11 protein-coding genes are annotated in these 16,504 nt (G+C 41.7%); all 11 read right to left on the bottom strand.

Translation table 11 applies throughout. From position 1 onward, the window contains the following. Positions 1–139: 139 nt before the first annotated feature. The gene (locus GWI97_RS06310) at positions 140–1,228 is read right to left on the bottom strand and encodes an Rpn family recombination-promoting nuclease/putative transposase (RefSeq protein ID WP_161751879.1); all 1,089 of its coding nucleotides are present in this window, start codon (positions 1,226–1,228) and stop codon (positions 140–142) included. Between the two features lie 190 nt (positions 1,229–1,418). Further along, the gene (locus tag GWI97_RS06305) at positions 1,419–2,774 is read right to left on the bottom strand and encodes a polysaccharide deacetylase family protein (RefSeq protein ID WP_036933957.1); all 1,356 of its coding nucleotides are present in this window, start codon (positions 2,772–2,774) and stop codon (positions 1,419–1,421) included. 80 nt (positions 2,775–2,854) lie between these two features. Beyond that, positions 2,855–7,081 carry a DNA-directed RNA polymerase subunit beta' gene (gene rpoC, locus GWI97_RS06300; RefSeq protein ID WP_087802835.1) on the bottom strand — a complete coding sequence of 1,409 codons (4,227 nt, stop codon included), beginning with the start codon at positions 7,079–7,081 and terminating at the stop codon, positions 2,855–2,857. A 122-nt stretch (positions 7,082–7,203) separates the two neighbouring features. Further along, positions 7,204–11,232, bottom strand: a complete 4,029-nt coding sequence (gene rpoB / locus GWI97_RS06295; RefSeq protein WP_036933953.1) for a DNA-directed RNA polymerase subunit beta — start codon at positions 11,230–11,232, stop codon at positions 7,204–7,206. A 350-nt stretch (positions 11,233–11,582) separates the two neighbouring features. Then, on the bottom strand, positions 11,583–11,948 hold the full coding sequence (gene rplL / locus GWI97_RS06290; protein ID WP_023583093.1) for a 50S ribosomal protein L7/L12: 366 nt from the start codon (positions 11,946–11,948) through the stop codon (positions 11,583–11,585). A gap of 63 nt (positions 11,949–12,011) precedes the next feature. Then, on the bottom strand, positions 12,012–12,509 hold the full coding sequence (rplJ, locus tag GWI97_RS06285) for a 50S ribosomal protein L10 (protein ID WP_006534706.1): 498 nt from the start codon (positions 12,507–12,509) through the stop codon (positions 12,012–12,014). Between the two features lie 326 nt (positions 12,510–12,835). Further along, the gene (gene rplA / locus GWI97_RS06280) at positions 12,836–13,537 is read right to left on the bottom strand and encodes a 50S ribosomal protein L1 (RefSeq protein WP_036933952.1); all 702 of its coding nucleotides are present in this window, start codon (positions 13,535–13,537) and stop codon (positions 12,836–12,838) included. Positions 13,538–13,541: 4 nt separating this feature from the next. Further along, positions 13,542–13,970: a 50S ribosomal protein L11 gene (gene rplK, locus GWI97_RS06275; RefSeq protein ID WP_036933949.1), complete on the bottom strand. Its 429-nt coding sequence runs from the start codon at positions 13,968–13,970 to the stop codon at positions 13,542–13,544. Positions 13,971–14,116: 146 nt separating this feature from the next. Continuing rightward, entirely contained in the window at positions 14,117–14,662 is a 546-nt protein-coding gene (gene nusG, locus GWI97_RS06270) for a transcription termination/antitermination protein NusG (RefSeq protein WP_004246900.1), read from the bottom strand. Between the two features lie 7 nt (positions 14,663–14,669). Continuing rightward, a complete protein-coding gene (gene secE, locus GWI97_RS06265) occupies positions 14,670–15,047 on the bottom strand; it encodes a preprotein translocase subunit SecE (protein WP_023583091.1) in 378 nt (125 codons plus the stop codon). A 273-nt stretch (positions 15,048–15,320) separates the two neighbouring features. Next, the coding region (gene tuf, locus GWI97_RS06260; protein ID WP_087803048.1) for an elongation factor Tu at positions 15,321–16,504 on the bottom strand (1,184 nt) is incomplete at its 5' end.

Genomic DNA, 16,504 nt, shown 5'->3' with positions numbered 1-16,504 from the left:
ATTCACTCTATTATAAAATCTGAATACTCCTCTTAATAGATAAAAAAGAGTATTCTATTTATAATAAACATGTAGAAAGATAAAATAAAAAGTTGCTCTAATAAATTATTTATATTTTATTACTTAAAATAATTATTGATTATGCTACAGCTAATAGTTCAAGTTCTTCCATACTTAAACCAGATATTCTTTCGATAAAGGAAAGATCAAAATTCTCTTTTAATAATTTTTGTGCTAACTCTAATTGCACTCGTTTTTTTCCTATTTCAATACCTTCAGTTTTACCTAATTCAATACCTTCAGTTTTACCTAATTCAATACCTACGGCTTTCCCTAATTCAATACCTACGGTTTTCCCTAATTCAATACCTACGGTTTTCCCTAGTTCAATACCTACGGTTTTCCCTAGTTCAATACCTTCATTTTTTCCGATTTCAAATCCTTCATCTATACCTAATTTAAATCCTTTATTTTCTAATCTCCACGCTATATTCATAATCGCCTCTCGGTGGTTATCTACTTGTTCGACTATCTTATCTATAATGAATTCAAAATCTGATGAATCCATAATTGAGAATAAATATTCTACAACAGCAATCGTGTCCTCATCTCTGCAGTTTTTCTGATTTATTGCTTTTGATAGAAGCATTGCAACCTTATCCAGATCATGACAACTATTAACATGCTTCATTGCTATTTCCATTACGGCAGCTTTTTTATGTGTCAGCAAAATATCATCATCAATTGAAGTCAAATCAATTAAAGAGAAGTTATTAGAGTAAAGTTGATTAGCAAATGAAGTAAGTGGGAAACACGCCATCCAATTAACAGGAAAAGGATATGGTTTTTTCTTTCCATGATAAAACAAAATTGGAACAACAAGAGGTAGCGATTTATAACCTTGCTGTAAATGCTGGTTCATCGTACAAAACGCATAATGCATCATACGCCAAGCTATCATTTTATCTGGCCGAGATTGATGTTCTATGAGTAGGTAAATCGGAATATCCCCCTCCTTTGTTTTCACCAAATACAAAATATCAGACATACGAGAACGTAATTTAATATCAATGAAAGAAGAATTTTGTAATTGCAACGTTGAAAAATCACAATGACTTTTTAATTCTTCTGGTAAATGGATAAAGAAAAAGTCTTTTGCATTACTGACATTCATCATAAAGCGTTTAAATGCAGCATCATGAGAAGATATAGATATAGGCTTTTTCATAACTGACTCCATATTGAATTTGGACTGCCAGCTTACAGAAAAAAACACGTTTCACTCACTAAAAAATTATCATAATTATCTGAAAAATATGAATTATTTGTTATTCTAAAATAAACATGCAATAAAGAAATAAAAAATACCTTCGATAAATATCCAAGGTATTTTTTAAAATTATAAATTTTATTTTTAATTATTTATCAACAACAATATTTTTATTCACCACTTCATATTCATCATTGCCCACCATTCTGGCAAATTTCTCTATCGGATCTGTACTTAATGCATATAGCCGTTTTAATGCATAAGGATCATCACCTAAACGCACCTTTCCTGGTTGTGTCGTTACCGCCAATATCATGCCTGACACTTTAGTTGCATTAATCGCCCTTTGGTTATAACCCCCAAAAGGATATGCAAAAGCATATTGATGTGGATTTAATAACCGCAAAATACGTTGTGAGCGCTGTAAATCTAACACGATAGTATGAGATTGACGGCTAAATATAATGGGTTTTTTATTATTATCTAAACAATGTAAAAAATGAGAATGTGACTGAATATCAAAAACATCTCGACTTGATTTTAGTGCCTGCCAACTCATAAACTGTAATGAATTAGGTGCCCATTTGGGTGTTTTAGATTTTATACGCGATGAAATAACAAATAATGTTGCTCTCTGGCCATTTTCTTTTAAAAGAGGATAGGCATAGCGATAAACAGATTGTAAACCATCATCAAATGTTAATGCGACAGCCCGTCCCGGCAAATTAATACTTTTATTTAAATAGCCTGAAACTTGATTCAGTGAAAGTGTTTCATATCCGGCTTCTTTTAAATAATGCATCTGCTCTGTAAAGGCAGTTAATGATGTTGTTGTTGATGTATAGCGAAAATGATAATTTTCCGTTGTCTTGAGAATATGGTGATAAGTGAGTACAGGTATTCCCAAATCAGGTTTTACATCTCTTGATGAAATATAACCTAAACGGTCACCTAAAGAGATTTCAAACCAATTAATTTTTATTCCATTAGCATCTTCTTTTATTGTGCGTGATAGCACGGGATAACGTAAATTGGATAAGAGTGTCGCTATTTGTGGGCTAGCAATATCTTTATCACTATAGACCGGAGTATTTTTTGTTGTGATTAAATATTCGTAGATAGGGTAATCTGTTTTCTTCGTACTATTTGTTAAGAAACGTATTCTTTTATCTGGTTTCATAGAAGCAATATCTTCGAAATAGCCATCTTCTAGATATCCCGCTTCCAAATAACCTTGGGCATTTCCAAATTGTATTCTCTGGTAATTATTTATCGCATCTGAAACAGAAAATACCTGATTAGGATAGAGTTCAGCAACAGGTCTTAATTTATCACCGACAAAAGCATATAAGGTTTTTTGTTGGCGAAGTTGCATCAATGTTGTGGTAGGAGTGTCTAAATCCCACTGTGCTTCTGTTGATATTTCCTTTTCTAAAGGGGTTGCAAAAGTAAAACCTGTCAAAATAAAAAATAGGATAATCAATCCATTAGTTATTATTCTCATCATTTCGCCTACTTATTGTAGAACAGAAACAAAAAATGCCCTCACAATGGAGGGCATTTCAATCTAATTTAAATTAGATTTTAGTCTTTTAATCCACCAAAACCAGCATTCAGTAATTCAGCTAAGTTAGCAGATGCTTCATCAGCACTGATTGTTGTTTCAGCTTCATCTGTCGGCAGTTGTGATTGACGACGCTTCATACGATCTTGGTGATACGCATACCCTGTACCTGCAGGGATCAAGCGACCAACAATAACGTTTTCTTTCAAGCCACGTAATTCGTCACGTTTACCTGCTACAGCAGCTTCGGTCAGAACACGAGTTGTTTCTTGGAATGATGCTGCTGAAATGAAGGATTCTGTTGCCAGTGATGCTTTTGTAATACCTAATAGGTCACGAGCATAAGTCGCTGGCACTTTACCTTCATCTTCCAGAATACGGTTCGATACTTTCACGCGAGCGTATTCAACTTGTTCACCTTCGAGGAACTCAGAACTTCCTGCGTTCTCAATAGTGACTTTACGTAGCATCTGACGAACGATAACTTCAATGTGCTTATCGTTAATCTTAACACCTTGTAAACGGTAAACTTCCTGTACTTCGTTAGTGATATAACGAGTAACCGCATGAACACCACGTAAACGCAGAATATCATGTGGTGATTCTGGACCATCGGAGATAACATCACCGCGTTCCACAACTTCACCCTCAAATACGTTAAGCTGACGCCATTTAGGGATCATCTCTTCGTATGCATCGCTACCATCTAATGGAGAAATAACTAGACGACGTTTACCTTTAGTCTCTTTACCGAACGATACAATACCACTGATTTCAGCAAGGATTGCAGGCTCTTTCGGACGACGAGCTTCAAACAAGTCAGCGACACGTGGCAGACCACCGGTAATATCTTTAGTACCGCCAGATTCTTGTGGAATACGCGCTAAAGTATCACCTGCGTTAATAGTAACACCATCATCTAACTGAACAATTGCTTTACCTGGCAAGAAGTACTGTGCTGGCATATCAGTATTCGGAATTAATACATCTTTACCTTGTGCATCAGTGATACGCAATGCTGGACGTAAATCTTTACCGCTACCTGTACGCTCTGCTGAGTCCAGAACAACCAGTGAAGAAAGACCTGTTAATTCATCAGTCTGACGTGTAATAGTTTGACCATCAACCATGTCAGCAAAACGAATAATACCAGATACTTCACTCACAACTGGCATTGTATGTGGATCCCAGTTAGCAACAGTTTCGCCACCGTTAACCGCTTCGCCATCACCTTTCGCTAATTGAGCACCGTAAGGCACTTTATAGCTTTCTTTCGTACGACCGAACTCGTCAATTAAACGTAATTCAGTATTACGAGAAGTGATAACTAATTTACCCGCGGTATTGGTGATGAACTTCGCATTGAATAGCTTCAACGTACCTTTGTTACGTACTTGAATGCTAGATTCTGCTGCCGCACGAGATGCCGCACCACCGATGTGGAACGTACGCATCGTTAACTGTGTACCTGGTTCACCGATTGACTGTGCCGCAATAACACCGATAGCTTCACCTTTGTTAATGATATGACCACGAGCAAGGTCACGACCATAACATTTAGCACACACACCGAAGTCTGTGTTACAGGTTACAACTGAACGTACTTTCACGCTGTCAACTGAGTTTTCTTCTAACAGGTCACACAGTTTTTCGTTTAACAGGGTGTTACGTGGAACAAGAATATCGGCAGTACCTGGTTTCAGAATATCTTCTGCAGCCACACGACCTAATACACGTTCACGCAGTGGTTCTTTAACATCACCACCTTCGATAACCGGAGTCATCATAACACCTTCGGTTGTACCACAGTCGTCTTCTGTGACAACTAAGTCTTGTGCAACGTCAACTAAACGACGCGTCAAGTAACCGGAGTTTGCTGTTTTCAGTGCGGTATCAGCAAGACCTTTACGAGCACCGTGGGTTGAGATGAAGTACTGGAGTACGTTCAGACCTTCACGGAAGTTCGCTGTAATTGGTGTCTCGATGATTGAGCCATCTGGCTTAGCCATCAGACCACGCATACCGGCTAACTGACGGATCTGAGCAGCAGAACCACGAGCACCGGAGTCAGCCATCATAAAGATGCTGTTGAAGGATACTTGTTGTTCTTCTTCACCATTACGATTAATAACGGTTTCAGTAGACAGGTTTTCCATCATCGCTTTTGCTACGCGCTCATTCGCCGCAGCCCAAATATCGATAACTTTGTTGTAACGTTCGCCCGCTGTTACCAGACCGGATTGGAACTGTTCCTGAATTTCTGCAACTTCTGCTTCTGCTTCTGCAATGATCTCTGCTTTTTTCGCAGGGATAACCATGTCATCGATACCGACTGAAGCACCTGAACGTGCTGCGTAAGCAAAACCGGTATACATGATTTGGTCAGCAAAAATAACCGTTGGCTTCAAGCCCATTACGCGATAACAGGTATTAAGCATTTTAGAAATTGCTTTCTTACCTAATGGTTGGTTAACCAGCGCGTAAGGTAGGCCTTTTGGTACGATCATCCATAAAATAGCTCGACCAATAGTCGTGTCTTTTAAGCTAGTTTCAGTAGTGATGTTACCTTCACCATCTTTGATCTCTTCAGTGATACGTACTTTAACGCGTGCGTGTAAAGAAGCTAAACCAGCGCGATAAACGCGTTCTGCTTCTTTAGGACCACTTAGCACCATGCCTTCACCTTTGGCATTGATGCAGTCACGAGTCATGTAGTAAAGACCTAATACAACGTCCTGTGAAGGAACGATGATTGGATCACCACTTGCTGGAGACAGGATGTTATTTGTTGACATCATCAGTGCACGAGCTTCTAACTGTGCTTCTAATGTCAATGGTACGTGAACCGCCATTTGGTCACCATCGAAGTCGGCGTTGTATGCCGCACACACGAGTGGGTGTAACTGAATAGCTTTACCTTCGATAAGGATTGGTTCAAATGCCTGGATACCTAAACGGTGAAGTGTTGGTGCACGGTTTAGCATCACTGGGTGTTCGCGGATAACTTCATCTAAGATATCCCAAACAACCGCTTCTTCACGCTCAACCATTTTTTTAGCGGCTTTAATTGTTGTCGCTAAACCACGAGTTTCCAGTTTCCCGTAAATAAATGGTTTGAATAATTCAAGAGCCATTTTCTTCGGTAGACCACACTGATGCAGACGCAAGTATGGGCCAACGGTGATTACAGAACGACCTGAATAGTCAACGCGTTTACCTAACAGGTTTTGACGGAAACGACCTTGTTTACCTTTGATCATATCAGCCAAAGATTTCAGAGGACGTTTGTTCGAACCGGTGATCGCACGACCACGGCGACCGTTATCTAATAACGCATCCACAGACTCCTGCAACATACGTTTTTCATTACGTACGATGATGTCTGGTGCAGCTAAATCAAGCAGGCGTTTTAAACGGTTATTACGGTTGATCACTCGACGATATAAATCGTTCAGGTCAGATGTCGCAAAACGACCGCCATCAAGTGGAACCAGTGGACGTAAGTCTGGTGGTAACACAGGCAGTACAGTTAAGATCATCCACTCAGGTTTATTGCCTGATTGCATGAACGCTTCAAGTAACTTGATACGTTTGGTCAGTTTCTTACGTTTAGTTTCAGAGTTAGTTTCGTTTAACTCTTCACGTAGCGTTTCACACTCTTGTTCCAGATCCATGCTCTGTAAGAGGTTCTGAACAGCTTCGGCTCCCATCTTCGCATCAAATTCGTCACCGAATTCTTCTAATGCATCGAGGTATTGCTCTTCTGTTAAGATTTGGCCACGTTCAAGGCTGGTCATCCCGCCTTCAACAACAACGTAAGATTCGAAATACAGTACACGTTCAATATCGCGCAGTGGCATATCCAGTAGCAAACCGATACGGGACGGCAGTGATTTCAAGAACCAAATGTGAGCAACTGGAGAAGCTAATTCGATGTGACCCATACGTTCACGACGAACTTTAGTTTGTGTAACTTCAACGCCACACTTCTCACAGATAACACCACGGTGTTTTAAACGTTTGTATTTACCACACAAACATTCGTAATCTTTTACTGGTCCGAAAATACGGGCGCAGAAAAGACCGTCACGTTCTGGTTTGAACGTACGGTAGTTAATTGTTTCTGGCTTTTTAACTTCACCAAATGACCATGAACGGATCATATCAGGTGATGCCAGAGCAATTTTGATCGCATCAAACTCTTCGGTCTTGGTTTGCGCTTTCAGAAACTTTAATAAGTCTTTCACGAAATGGCTCCTGTCGGAGTTAGACCTGCCAGGCAAATGACCCCTGTCATTCACCCCTTTAAACCAGTGTAGTCACTGTTTGACAGACTGCCATCTCTAGCAGTCTGTCTATATGGAATCCGTTATTCGTCTTCCAATTCGATGTTGATACCCAGTGAACGGATCTCTTTCAACAATACATTGAACGACTCTGGCATACCTGGTTCCATCTGATGGTTACCATCAACGATGTTTTTGTACATTTTGGTACGACCGTTAACGTCATCCGACTTAACAGTCAGCATTTCTTGAAGAGTATAAGCTGCACCGTATGCTTCCAGTGCCCACACTTCCATCTCCCCGAAACGCTGTCCACCAAACTGAGCTTTACCACCAAGAGGTTGCTGAGTAACTAAGCTGTACGAACCGGTAGAACGGGCGTGCATCTTATCATCAACTAAGTGGTTCAGTTTCAGCATGTACATGTAACCAACAGTTACTGGACGCTCAAATTGTTCACCTGTACGACCATCGAAAAGTGTAATCTGACCAGAAGTTGGAAGATCAGCTAATTTAAGCATCTCTTTAATTTCCATTTCTTCTGCACCATCAAACACTGGTGTTGCGGTTGGCATACCTTTTTTCAGGTTTTCAGCCAGACGTAACACTTCTTCATCGCTGAAGGTGTCCAGATCAACTTTCTGACGAGGTGCCATACCCAGATCGTAAGCTTTCTGGATAAATTCACGTAATTTAGCAACTTCTTGTTGCTGTTTCAGCATCGCGTTGATCTTATCACCGATACCTTTAGCAGCCATACCCAAGTGAGTTTCAAGGATCTGACCGATGTTCATACGTGATGGTACACCCAGTGGGTTCAGTACGAGGTCAACCGGGTTGCCGTTTTCATCGTATGGCATGTCTTCAATTGGGTTAATCTTAGAGATAACACCCTTGTTACCATGACGACCCGCCATCTTATCACCAGGTTGGATCTGACGTTTAACAGCCAGATAAACCTTAACGATTTTCAGTACACCTGGTGCTAAATCATCACCTTGAGTGATTTTACGACGTTTAGCTTCCAGTTTCTTCGCGAACTCAGCTTTCAGTTCATCATACTGTTCTGCTAATTGTTCTAACTGGTTTTGCTTTTCTTCATCAGCAATACCCAGTTCTAACCAACGTTCACGAGGTAATTTATCTAATTTCTCAGCTTCAATACCGCCAGCAATCAGAACACCACGGATACGAGCGAATAGACCAGCTTCAAAGATACGCAGTTCTTCAGTTAAGTCTTTCTTAACTTCACGTAACTGTGACTCTTCGATTTCTAATGCACGTTTATCTTTTTCCACACCATCACGGGTAAAGACTTGTACATCGATAACTGTACCAGACACACCATTAGGCACACGCAGAGAAGAATCTTTAACATCAGACGCTTTTTCACCGAAGATAGCACGCAGCAGTTTCTCTTCTGGAGTCAGTTGAGTTTCACCTTTAGGTGTTACTTTACCTACCAGAATGTCACCACCTTTCACTTCAGCACCGATATAAACGATACCTGATTCATCCAGTTTAGATAACGCAGCTTCACCAACATTCGGGATATCAGCAGTGATCTCTTCAGGCCCTAACTTAGTATCACGAGAGACACAAGCGAGTTCTTGAATATGGATAGTTGTGAAACGGTCTTCTTGAACAACACGCTCAGATACAAGGATGGAGTCCTCGTAGTTATAACCATTCCATGGCATGAATGCCACGCGCATGTTTTGACCTAATGCTAACTCACCAAGGTCTGTTGAAGGACCATCAGCTAACACATCACCGCGATCAACTGGTTCGCCTAAAGATACGCAAGGCGTTTGGTTAATACATGTGTTCTGGTTAGAACGGGTGTATTTAGTCAAGCTATAGATATCGATGCCCGCTTCACCAGCGTAGGTCTCATCTTCGTTAACTTTGATAACGATACGAGAAGCATCAACATACTGAACAACACCACCACGCTTAGCAACCGCAGTAACACCGGAGTCAACCGCTACAGCACGCTCCATACCTGTACCTACCAGTGGTTTATCACCACGAAGTGTAGGAACAGCTTGACGTTGCATGTTCGCACCCATCAATGCACGGTTGGCGTCATCGTGTTCAAGGAATGGGATCAGTGAAGCACCGACAGAAACAACCTGTTGGGTTGAAACGTCCATGTACTGAACTTGGTCACGGCTAAATAAACTTGACTCACCTTTATGACGGCAAGTTACTAATTCTTCAACGAAGTGATTGTCATCGTCTAATACGGAGTTAGCCTGAGCAATGATGAAGTTACCTTCTTCGATTGCAGACAGATAATGAATTTCATCTGTTACAGCGTTGTTTTCAACAACACGGTAAGGCGTTTCAAGGAAACCGTACTCATTAGTCTGTGCATAAACAGATAAGGAGTTGATCAGACCGATGTTTGGACCTTCAGGCGTTTCGATTGGACACACACGACCGTAGTGAGTTGGGTGTACGTCTCGAACTTCGAAGCCTGCACGTTCACGGGTCAAACCACCTGGACCTAATGCAGAAATACGACGTTTGTGCGTAATTTCTGATAGCGGGTTATTCTGATCCATAAACTGTGATAACTGGCTAGAACCAAAGAACTCTTTGACAGCAGCAGAAATCGGTTTTGCATTGATCATGTCTTGTGGCATTAATGCATCAAGATCGCCTAAAGACAGACGTTCTTTAACTGCACGCTCAACACGCACCAGACCAACACGGAATTGGTTTTCAGCCATTTCGCCAACAGAACGAATACGACGGTTACCTAAGTGGTCGATATCATCCACTTCACCTTTACCATTACGGATATCAATCAGTTTTTTCATTACTTCAATGATATCTTCTTGGCTTAAGATCCCAGAACCTTCAACTTCGTCACGGCCTAAAGAACGGTTGAACTTCATACGACCCACAGCAGACAGATCATAACGATCTTCAGAGAAGAATAAGTTCTCAAATAAGTTTTCTGCTGCTTCACGTGTTGGTGGTTCACCAGGACGCATCATGCGATAAATTTCAACTAACGCGCTTAAACGATCGTTTGTAGGATCGACGCGAACAGTTTCTGATATATAAGCACCATGATCTAAGTCATTGGTAAACAGCGTTTCAATCGTTTTATGACCAGCTTGACTTAAGCGAGCTAACACATCTAAAGAGATTTCCATGTTAGCAGCACAAATCAGTTCACCTGTCGCTTCATCAATATAGTCACGAGCAACCACTTTACCTGCAATATATTCAACAGGTACTTCAATGCGGTCAACTTGTTCTTTTTCTAATTGACGAATATGGCGAGCAGTAATACGACGGCCTTTTTCGACATACACTTTGCCATTTGCTTCAATATCAAATGAAGCAGTTTCACCACGCAGACGTTCAGGCACTAATGTCATCATCAGCTTGTTGTTGCTGATTTCAAACAATGTTTTTTCGAAGAATAAACCTAAGATTTCTTCAGTGCTGTAGTTCATTGCGCGTAAAATGATAGTCGCAGGTAATTTACGGCGACGGTCAATTCGGACAAAAAGGTTATCTTTAGGGTCGAATTCGAAGTCTAACCATGAACCACGATAAGGGATAATACGTGCGTTATACAGTACCTTACCAGATGAGTGTGTTTTACCTTTGTCACTATCAAAGAACACACCAGGGCTACGGTGTAACTGGGAAACGATAACACGCTCAGTACCATTGATAACAAAGGTACCGTTATCAGTCATTAATGGGATTTCACCCATATAGACTTCTTGTTCTTTGATGTCTTTAACGGTGCCTTCTGGGGCTTCACGTTCATAAATGACCAGACGCAGTTTTACACGCAGAGGTGCCGAATAAGTAACACCGCGGATCTGACATTCTTTAACATCAAAAACAGGCTCGCCTAAGCGGTAGCTGACATACTGTAATTCAGCATTGCCACTATAGCTTTGGATAGGGAATACGGAACGGAAAGCTGCTTCCAGACCGTTTTGACCATCAGGATCTTGCTCGATGAACTTCTGGAACGAGTCAAGTTGGATAGAAAGGAGATAGGGAACATCCAGAACTTGTGGACGTTTACCAAAATCCTTACGAATACGTTTTTTCTCGGTATAGGAGTAAACCATAGGGTTCCTCAGCTCGCTGAAAAGTGACCCACTCTGCCTACCCTTAGTTATTAAGGGCGACACGACATTCTGCTAACACTATTTTTTGTAGGTAGGAAAATGTAATTTTCCATAATACTTATTGCTATTACTCTTAAATCATTTCATTGTATTGAGATCACTACCGAGCTTTTGGACAACGTGGATCGTAGTGATTAACACAGTATATTAAGTCGTCAATAGCAAAAAATATTGAGGTAAAGAGGAAGCCAAAAAGTGTGAAAAAGCTACTCTTACCTTACAGCGCAAAAAGGCTGGTGACCAAAAAATCACCAGCCATCAGCCGTTAGGCTGCACTCTGGGAAGTTAAATTATTTAACTTCAACCTCAGCGCCTGCTTCTTCCAGAGCTTTCTTCAGAGCTTCAGCATCATCTTTGCTTACGCCTTCTTTCAGAGCTGCTGGTGCAGATTCTACTAAGTCTTTAGCTTCTTTCAGGCCAAGACCGGTAGCGCCACGTACTGCTTTGATTACTGCTACTTTGTTACCGCCGATAGCTTTCAGGATAACGTCAAATTCAGTTTTCTCTTCAGCAGCTTCTGCTGGACCCGCAGCAACAGCAACAGCTGCAGCAGCAGATACACCGAATTTTTCTTCCATCATAGAGATCAGTTCAACAACGTCCATTACAGACATTTCAGCAACTGCGTTTAAGATATCGTCTTTAGAAATAGACATAACAAGTGTTCCTAAAATTCAGAAAAAGTTTATACGTAAATAAAGCAACGAAGAAATTGGCTATTAAGCAGCTTCTTTCTGATCGCGCAGAGCAGCCAGAGTGCGAACCAATTTGCCTGCAGAGGCTTCTTTCATGGTTGCCATCAGGCGTGCGATTGCTTCATCGTAAGTTGGGAGTGTAGCCAGACGATCGATGTTCGAACCTGGGATAAACTCACCTTCAAAGGCAGCCGCTTTAATCTCGAATGCAGGGTTCGCTTTCGCGAAATCTTTGAACAGACGAGCTGCAGCGCCCGGATGTTCAGCAGAAAATGCAATCAAGGTTGGACCAACAAATGCATCTTTCAGTACTTCATAAGAAGTACCTTCAACAGCACGACGCAGAAGTGTGTTACGTACTACTCGTACAGTAACGCCAGCTTCACGACATGCTTTACGCAGTTCGGTCATTTTAGCTACAGTAACGCCACGGGAATCCGCAACAACTGCAGAAAGCGCACCTTTGGCAACTTCGCTGACTTCAGCAACAATCGCTTGTTTGTCTTGAAGATTTAGTGCCATTAGCTTCTTGCTCCTGGATTAACCGAGTAAAAACTCGGGACTCACTTCACTTATTACCACAATGGTATAAGCGCTAAAACACGGTGAGTAGAATCCAGAATATATAATTCTTTATTGGCTCTCTCACCGTCTACGCAGGAAAATTAAGTAATTACTTACACCTGCGGTCTTGGACGGGGTCTGGATAGGCCAGACTCCAACCGAAATTCAGATAATTTAGTTATGCAGACTTAAATAAAATACCACATAGCTAAACTCAAGGCGTCAAATTCTATACAAATTTGACGCCAAGGTAAAGTCTTTTATGACTTTAGTCTAATCGATAATTAAACTGTCGCGCTCAAGCTAGCTTGATCAATTGCAACACCTGCACCCATAGTGGTAGACAGGCTTACTTTCTTGATATAAACGCCTTTCGCTGCAGATGGTTTTGCTTTTTTCAGCGCAACCAGCAGAGCTTCTAAGTTTTCTTTCAACTGAGTTTCGTTGAAATCAACTTTACCGATAGTGGTATGGATAATACCATTTTTGTCGTTACGGTAACGAACCTGACCCGCTTTAGCATTTTTAACTGCTTCAGCAACGTTAGGAGTTACAGTACCCACTTTCGGGTTTGGCATTAAGCCACGTGGGCCAAGGATTTGACCTAATTGACCTACAACGCGCATTGCATCTGGAGATGCGATAACAACGTCGAAGTCCATTTCGCCAGCTTTCACTTTAGCAGCTAAGTCGTCCATACCGACTAATTCAGCGCCTGCTTCTTTAGCAGCTTCTGCGTTTGCACCTTGTGCGAATACAGCAACGCGAACTGAACGGCCAGTACCGTGTGGAAGTACAGTTGCACCACGAACGTTTTGATCTGATTTACGTGCATCGATGCCAAGATTAACAGCAACGTCAACGCTTTCAACGAATTTAGCCGTAGCCAGTTCTTTCAGTAAAGCAACCGCTTCAGTAATTTCGTACTGTTTAGTTACTTCAACTTTTTCACGGATATTGCGCATGCGCTTGGTTAGTTTAGCCATCAGATTAATCCTCCACTACCAGGCCCATGGAACGAGCAGTACCTTCGATTGAACGCATCATAGCTTCAACGTCAGCACCAGTCAGGTCCGCAGCTTTAGTTTCTGCGATTTCACGAACTTGAGCAGAAGTGATTTTACCTACTTTGTCTTTGTTCGGTTTGCCAGAACCTGATTTCACGCCCGCAGCTTTCTTCAGCAGAACGGCTGCTGGAGGAGTTTTGGTAACGAAAGTGAAAGAACGGTCAGCGTAAACTGTAATAACAACAGGAATTGGTAAACCTTTTTCAACGCTTTCAGTTTTAGCGTTGAATGCTTTACAGAATTCCATGATATTAACACCTTGTTGACCCAGAGCTGGACCAACTGGTGGACTTGGATTAGCCATACCTGCAGCAACTTGCAGCTTGATATAGGCTTGGACTTTCTTAGCCATTAATTAATTCCTCAATTTGGGTATATCGCCCGGCTAGGGCTCCCCGATTTTACTTTGTAATGTCTTAAGACAAAACAACTCAAAACGAAAGGTGGAAAATTGTAGATAACTTTTCCACCTTTTGCAAGAATGCAACGTAAAAAGGCTTAACCTTTTTCAACCTGACTAAAGTCTAATTCAACTGGTGTCGCACGCCCAAAAATTGAAACAGAGACTTTTAAGCGGCTTTTTTCGTAATCAACTTCTTCAACCACGCCATTAAAGTCAGCGAATGGACCATCACTAACACGAACCATTTCACCTGGTTCAAATAATGTTTTAGGACGTGGCTTATCACCAACTTGTTGTAAGCGATTCATGATCGCATCAACTTCTTTATCACTAATTGGTGCTGGTCTGTCTGAGGTTCCACCAATAAATCCCATCACACGAGGTACATTACGTACTAAGTGCCAAGTTGCATCGTTCATGACCATTTGGACAAGAACATAGCCTGGGAAAAATTTACGCTCACTTTTACGGCGTTGTCCGCTACGGATTTCGACCACTTCTTCTGTCGGAACCATAACTTCGCCGAATGAGTCTTCCATTTCGTTTAATTTGATATGTTCACGCAGCGACTGTGCAACACGGCCTTCAAAGCCCGAAAATGCCTGAATGACATACCAGCGTTTTTTTGGAGAATCAGTCATGAACACCTCACAGGCCAGTAATAAATGAAACAAAACGAACCAGAATGCCATCCAGTCCCCAAAGAACTAATGACACAATAGCCGTCACTGCAGCAACAATCAGGGTTGTTTGCAATGTTTCTTGACGTGTTGGCCATACTACTTTACGCATTTCAATGCGCGCTTCGCGAGCAAATGCTAATGTTGCTTTACCTTGTGTTGTCCACAACGCGATCCCACCCGCCGCTACGAACAAAGCAACAACAGCTAAAGCTCGTAACGCTAGGTTAAATTCACGGTAAAGATAGTTACCACCCACTGCTACTGCCAGCAATAAAACGGTAATGATCCACTTAGCGATATCACCACCGCGTTTGCTATCTTGAGCTCCGCTATTCGCACTCATAAATTAACCTGTCATATGATGTAAATAAATAGCCAGCTTGCCTCGCAAGAGCAAAACAAATCAGACTAACCATAAAATCAACTATGATTGCATCTGACACAGTGTCATATCTCTATGACATTCGTATCTGCAAGATACTGGACTCGATTCGTTGTATCAGAGCCTATCTCACCAATAATTTACATCAAACTAGTGATGAGATAGGTTCTTTTTCAAACAACGCATAAAAAGGGCATCGATTGATGCCCTTCTCTAGGAGAATTACGCGAGTAATTAACCTAATACTTTAGCAACAACGCCCGCACCTACTGTACGGCCACCTTCACGGATAGCGAAACGTAAACCGTCGTCCATCGCGATTGGGTGAATCAGTTCAACGATCATGTTGATGTTGTCACCTGGCATTACCATTTCTACGCCTTCTGGTAATTCGATAGTACCAGTTACGTCAGTTGTACGGAAGTAGAACTGTGGACGGTAGCCTTTGAAGAATGGAGTATGACGACCACCTTCATCTTTGCTCAGAATATATACTTCTGATTCGAATTTAGTGTGTGGCTTGATTGAACCTGGTTTAGCCAGTACTTGTCCACGTTCGATTTCTTCACGTTTAGTACCACGCAGCAGAACACCAACGTTCTCACCTGCACGACCTTCGTCAAGTAATTTACGGAACATTTCAACGCCAGTACAAGTTGTTTTAACTGTTGGTTTGATACCAACGATTTCAACTTCTTCACCAACTTTGATTACACCACGCTCAACACGACCAGTTACTACTGTACCACGGCCTGAGATTGAGAATACGTCTTCGATTGGTAACAGGAATGGTTTGTCAATTGCACGCTCTGGTTCTGGGATGTATGAATCCAGTGCTTCTGCTAATTCAACAATTTTTGCTTCCCACTCTGCTTCGCCTTCCAGTGCTTTCAGCGCTGAACCACGGATTACTGGAGTGTCGTCACCTGGGAAATCGTACTGAGACAGAAGTTCACGAACTTCCATTTCAACTAATTCCAGTAACTCTTCATCATCTACCATGTCACATTTGTTCAGGAATACGATGATGTAAGGAACACCAACCTGACGACCTAACAGGATGTGCTCACGAGTTTGTGGCATTGGGCCATCAGTCGCAGCAACTACCAGGATCGCTCCGTCCATTTGCGCAGCACCAGTGATCATGTTTTTAACATAGTCGGCGTGACCTGGGCAGTCTACGTGTGCGTAGTGACGAGTTGGAGTGTCGTATTCTACGTGTGAAGTAGAGATGGTGATACCACGAGCTTTTTCTTCTGGTGCGTTATCGATTTGATCGAATGCACGAGCAGCACCACCGTAAGTTTTAGCTAAAACTGTAGTGATTGCAGCAGTCAGAGTTGTTTTACCGTGGTCAACGTGGCCGATAGTACCAACGTTAACGTGCGGTTTTGAACGTTCAAATTTTTCTTTAGACA

Source organism: Proteus sp. G2300 (assembly GCF_009915965.1).
Taxonomy (GTDB): domain Bacteria; phylum Pseudomonadota; class Gammaproteobacteria; order Enterobacterales; family Enterobacteriaceae; genus Proteus; species Proteus vulgaris.
Note: the sequence above shows the minus strand (reverse complement) of the source record. Positions and strands in the feature narration are given on the sequence as shown.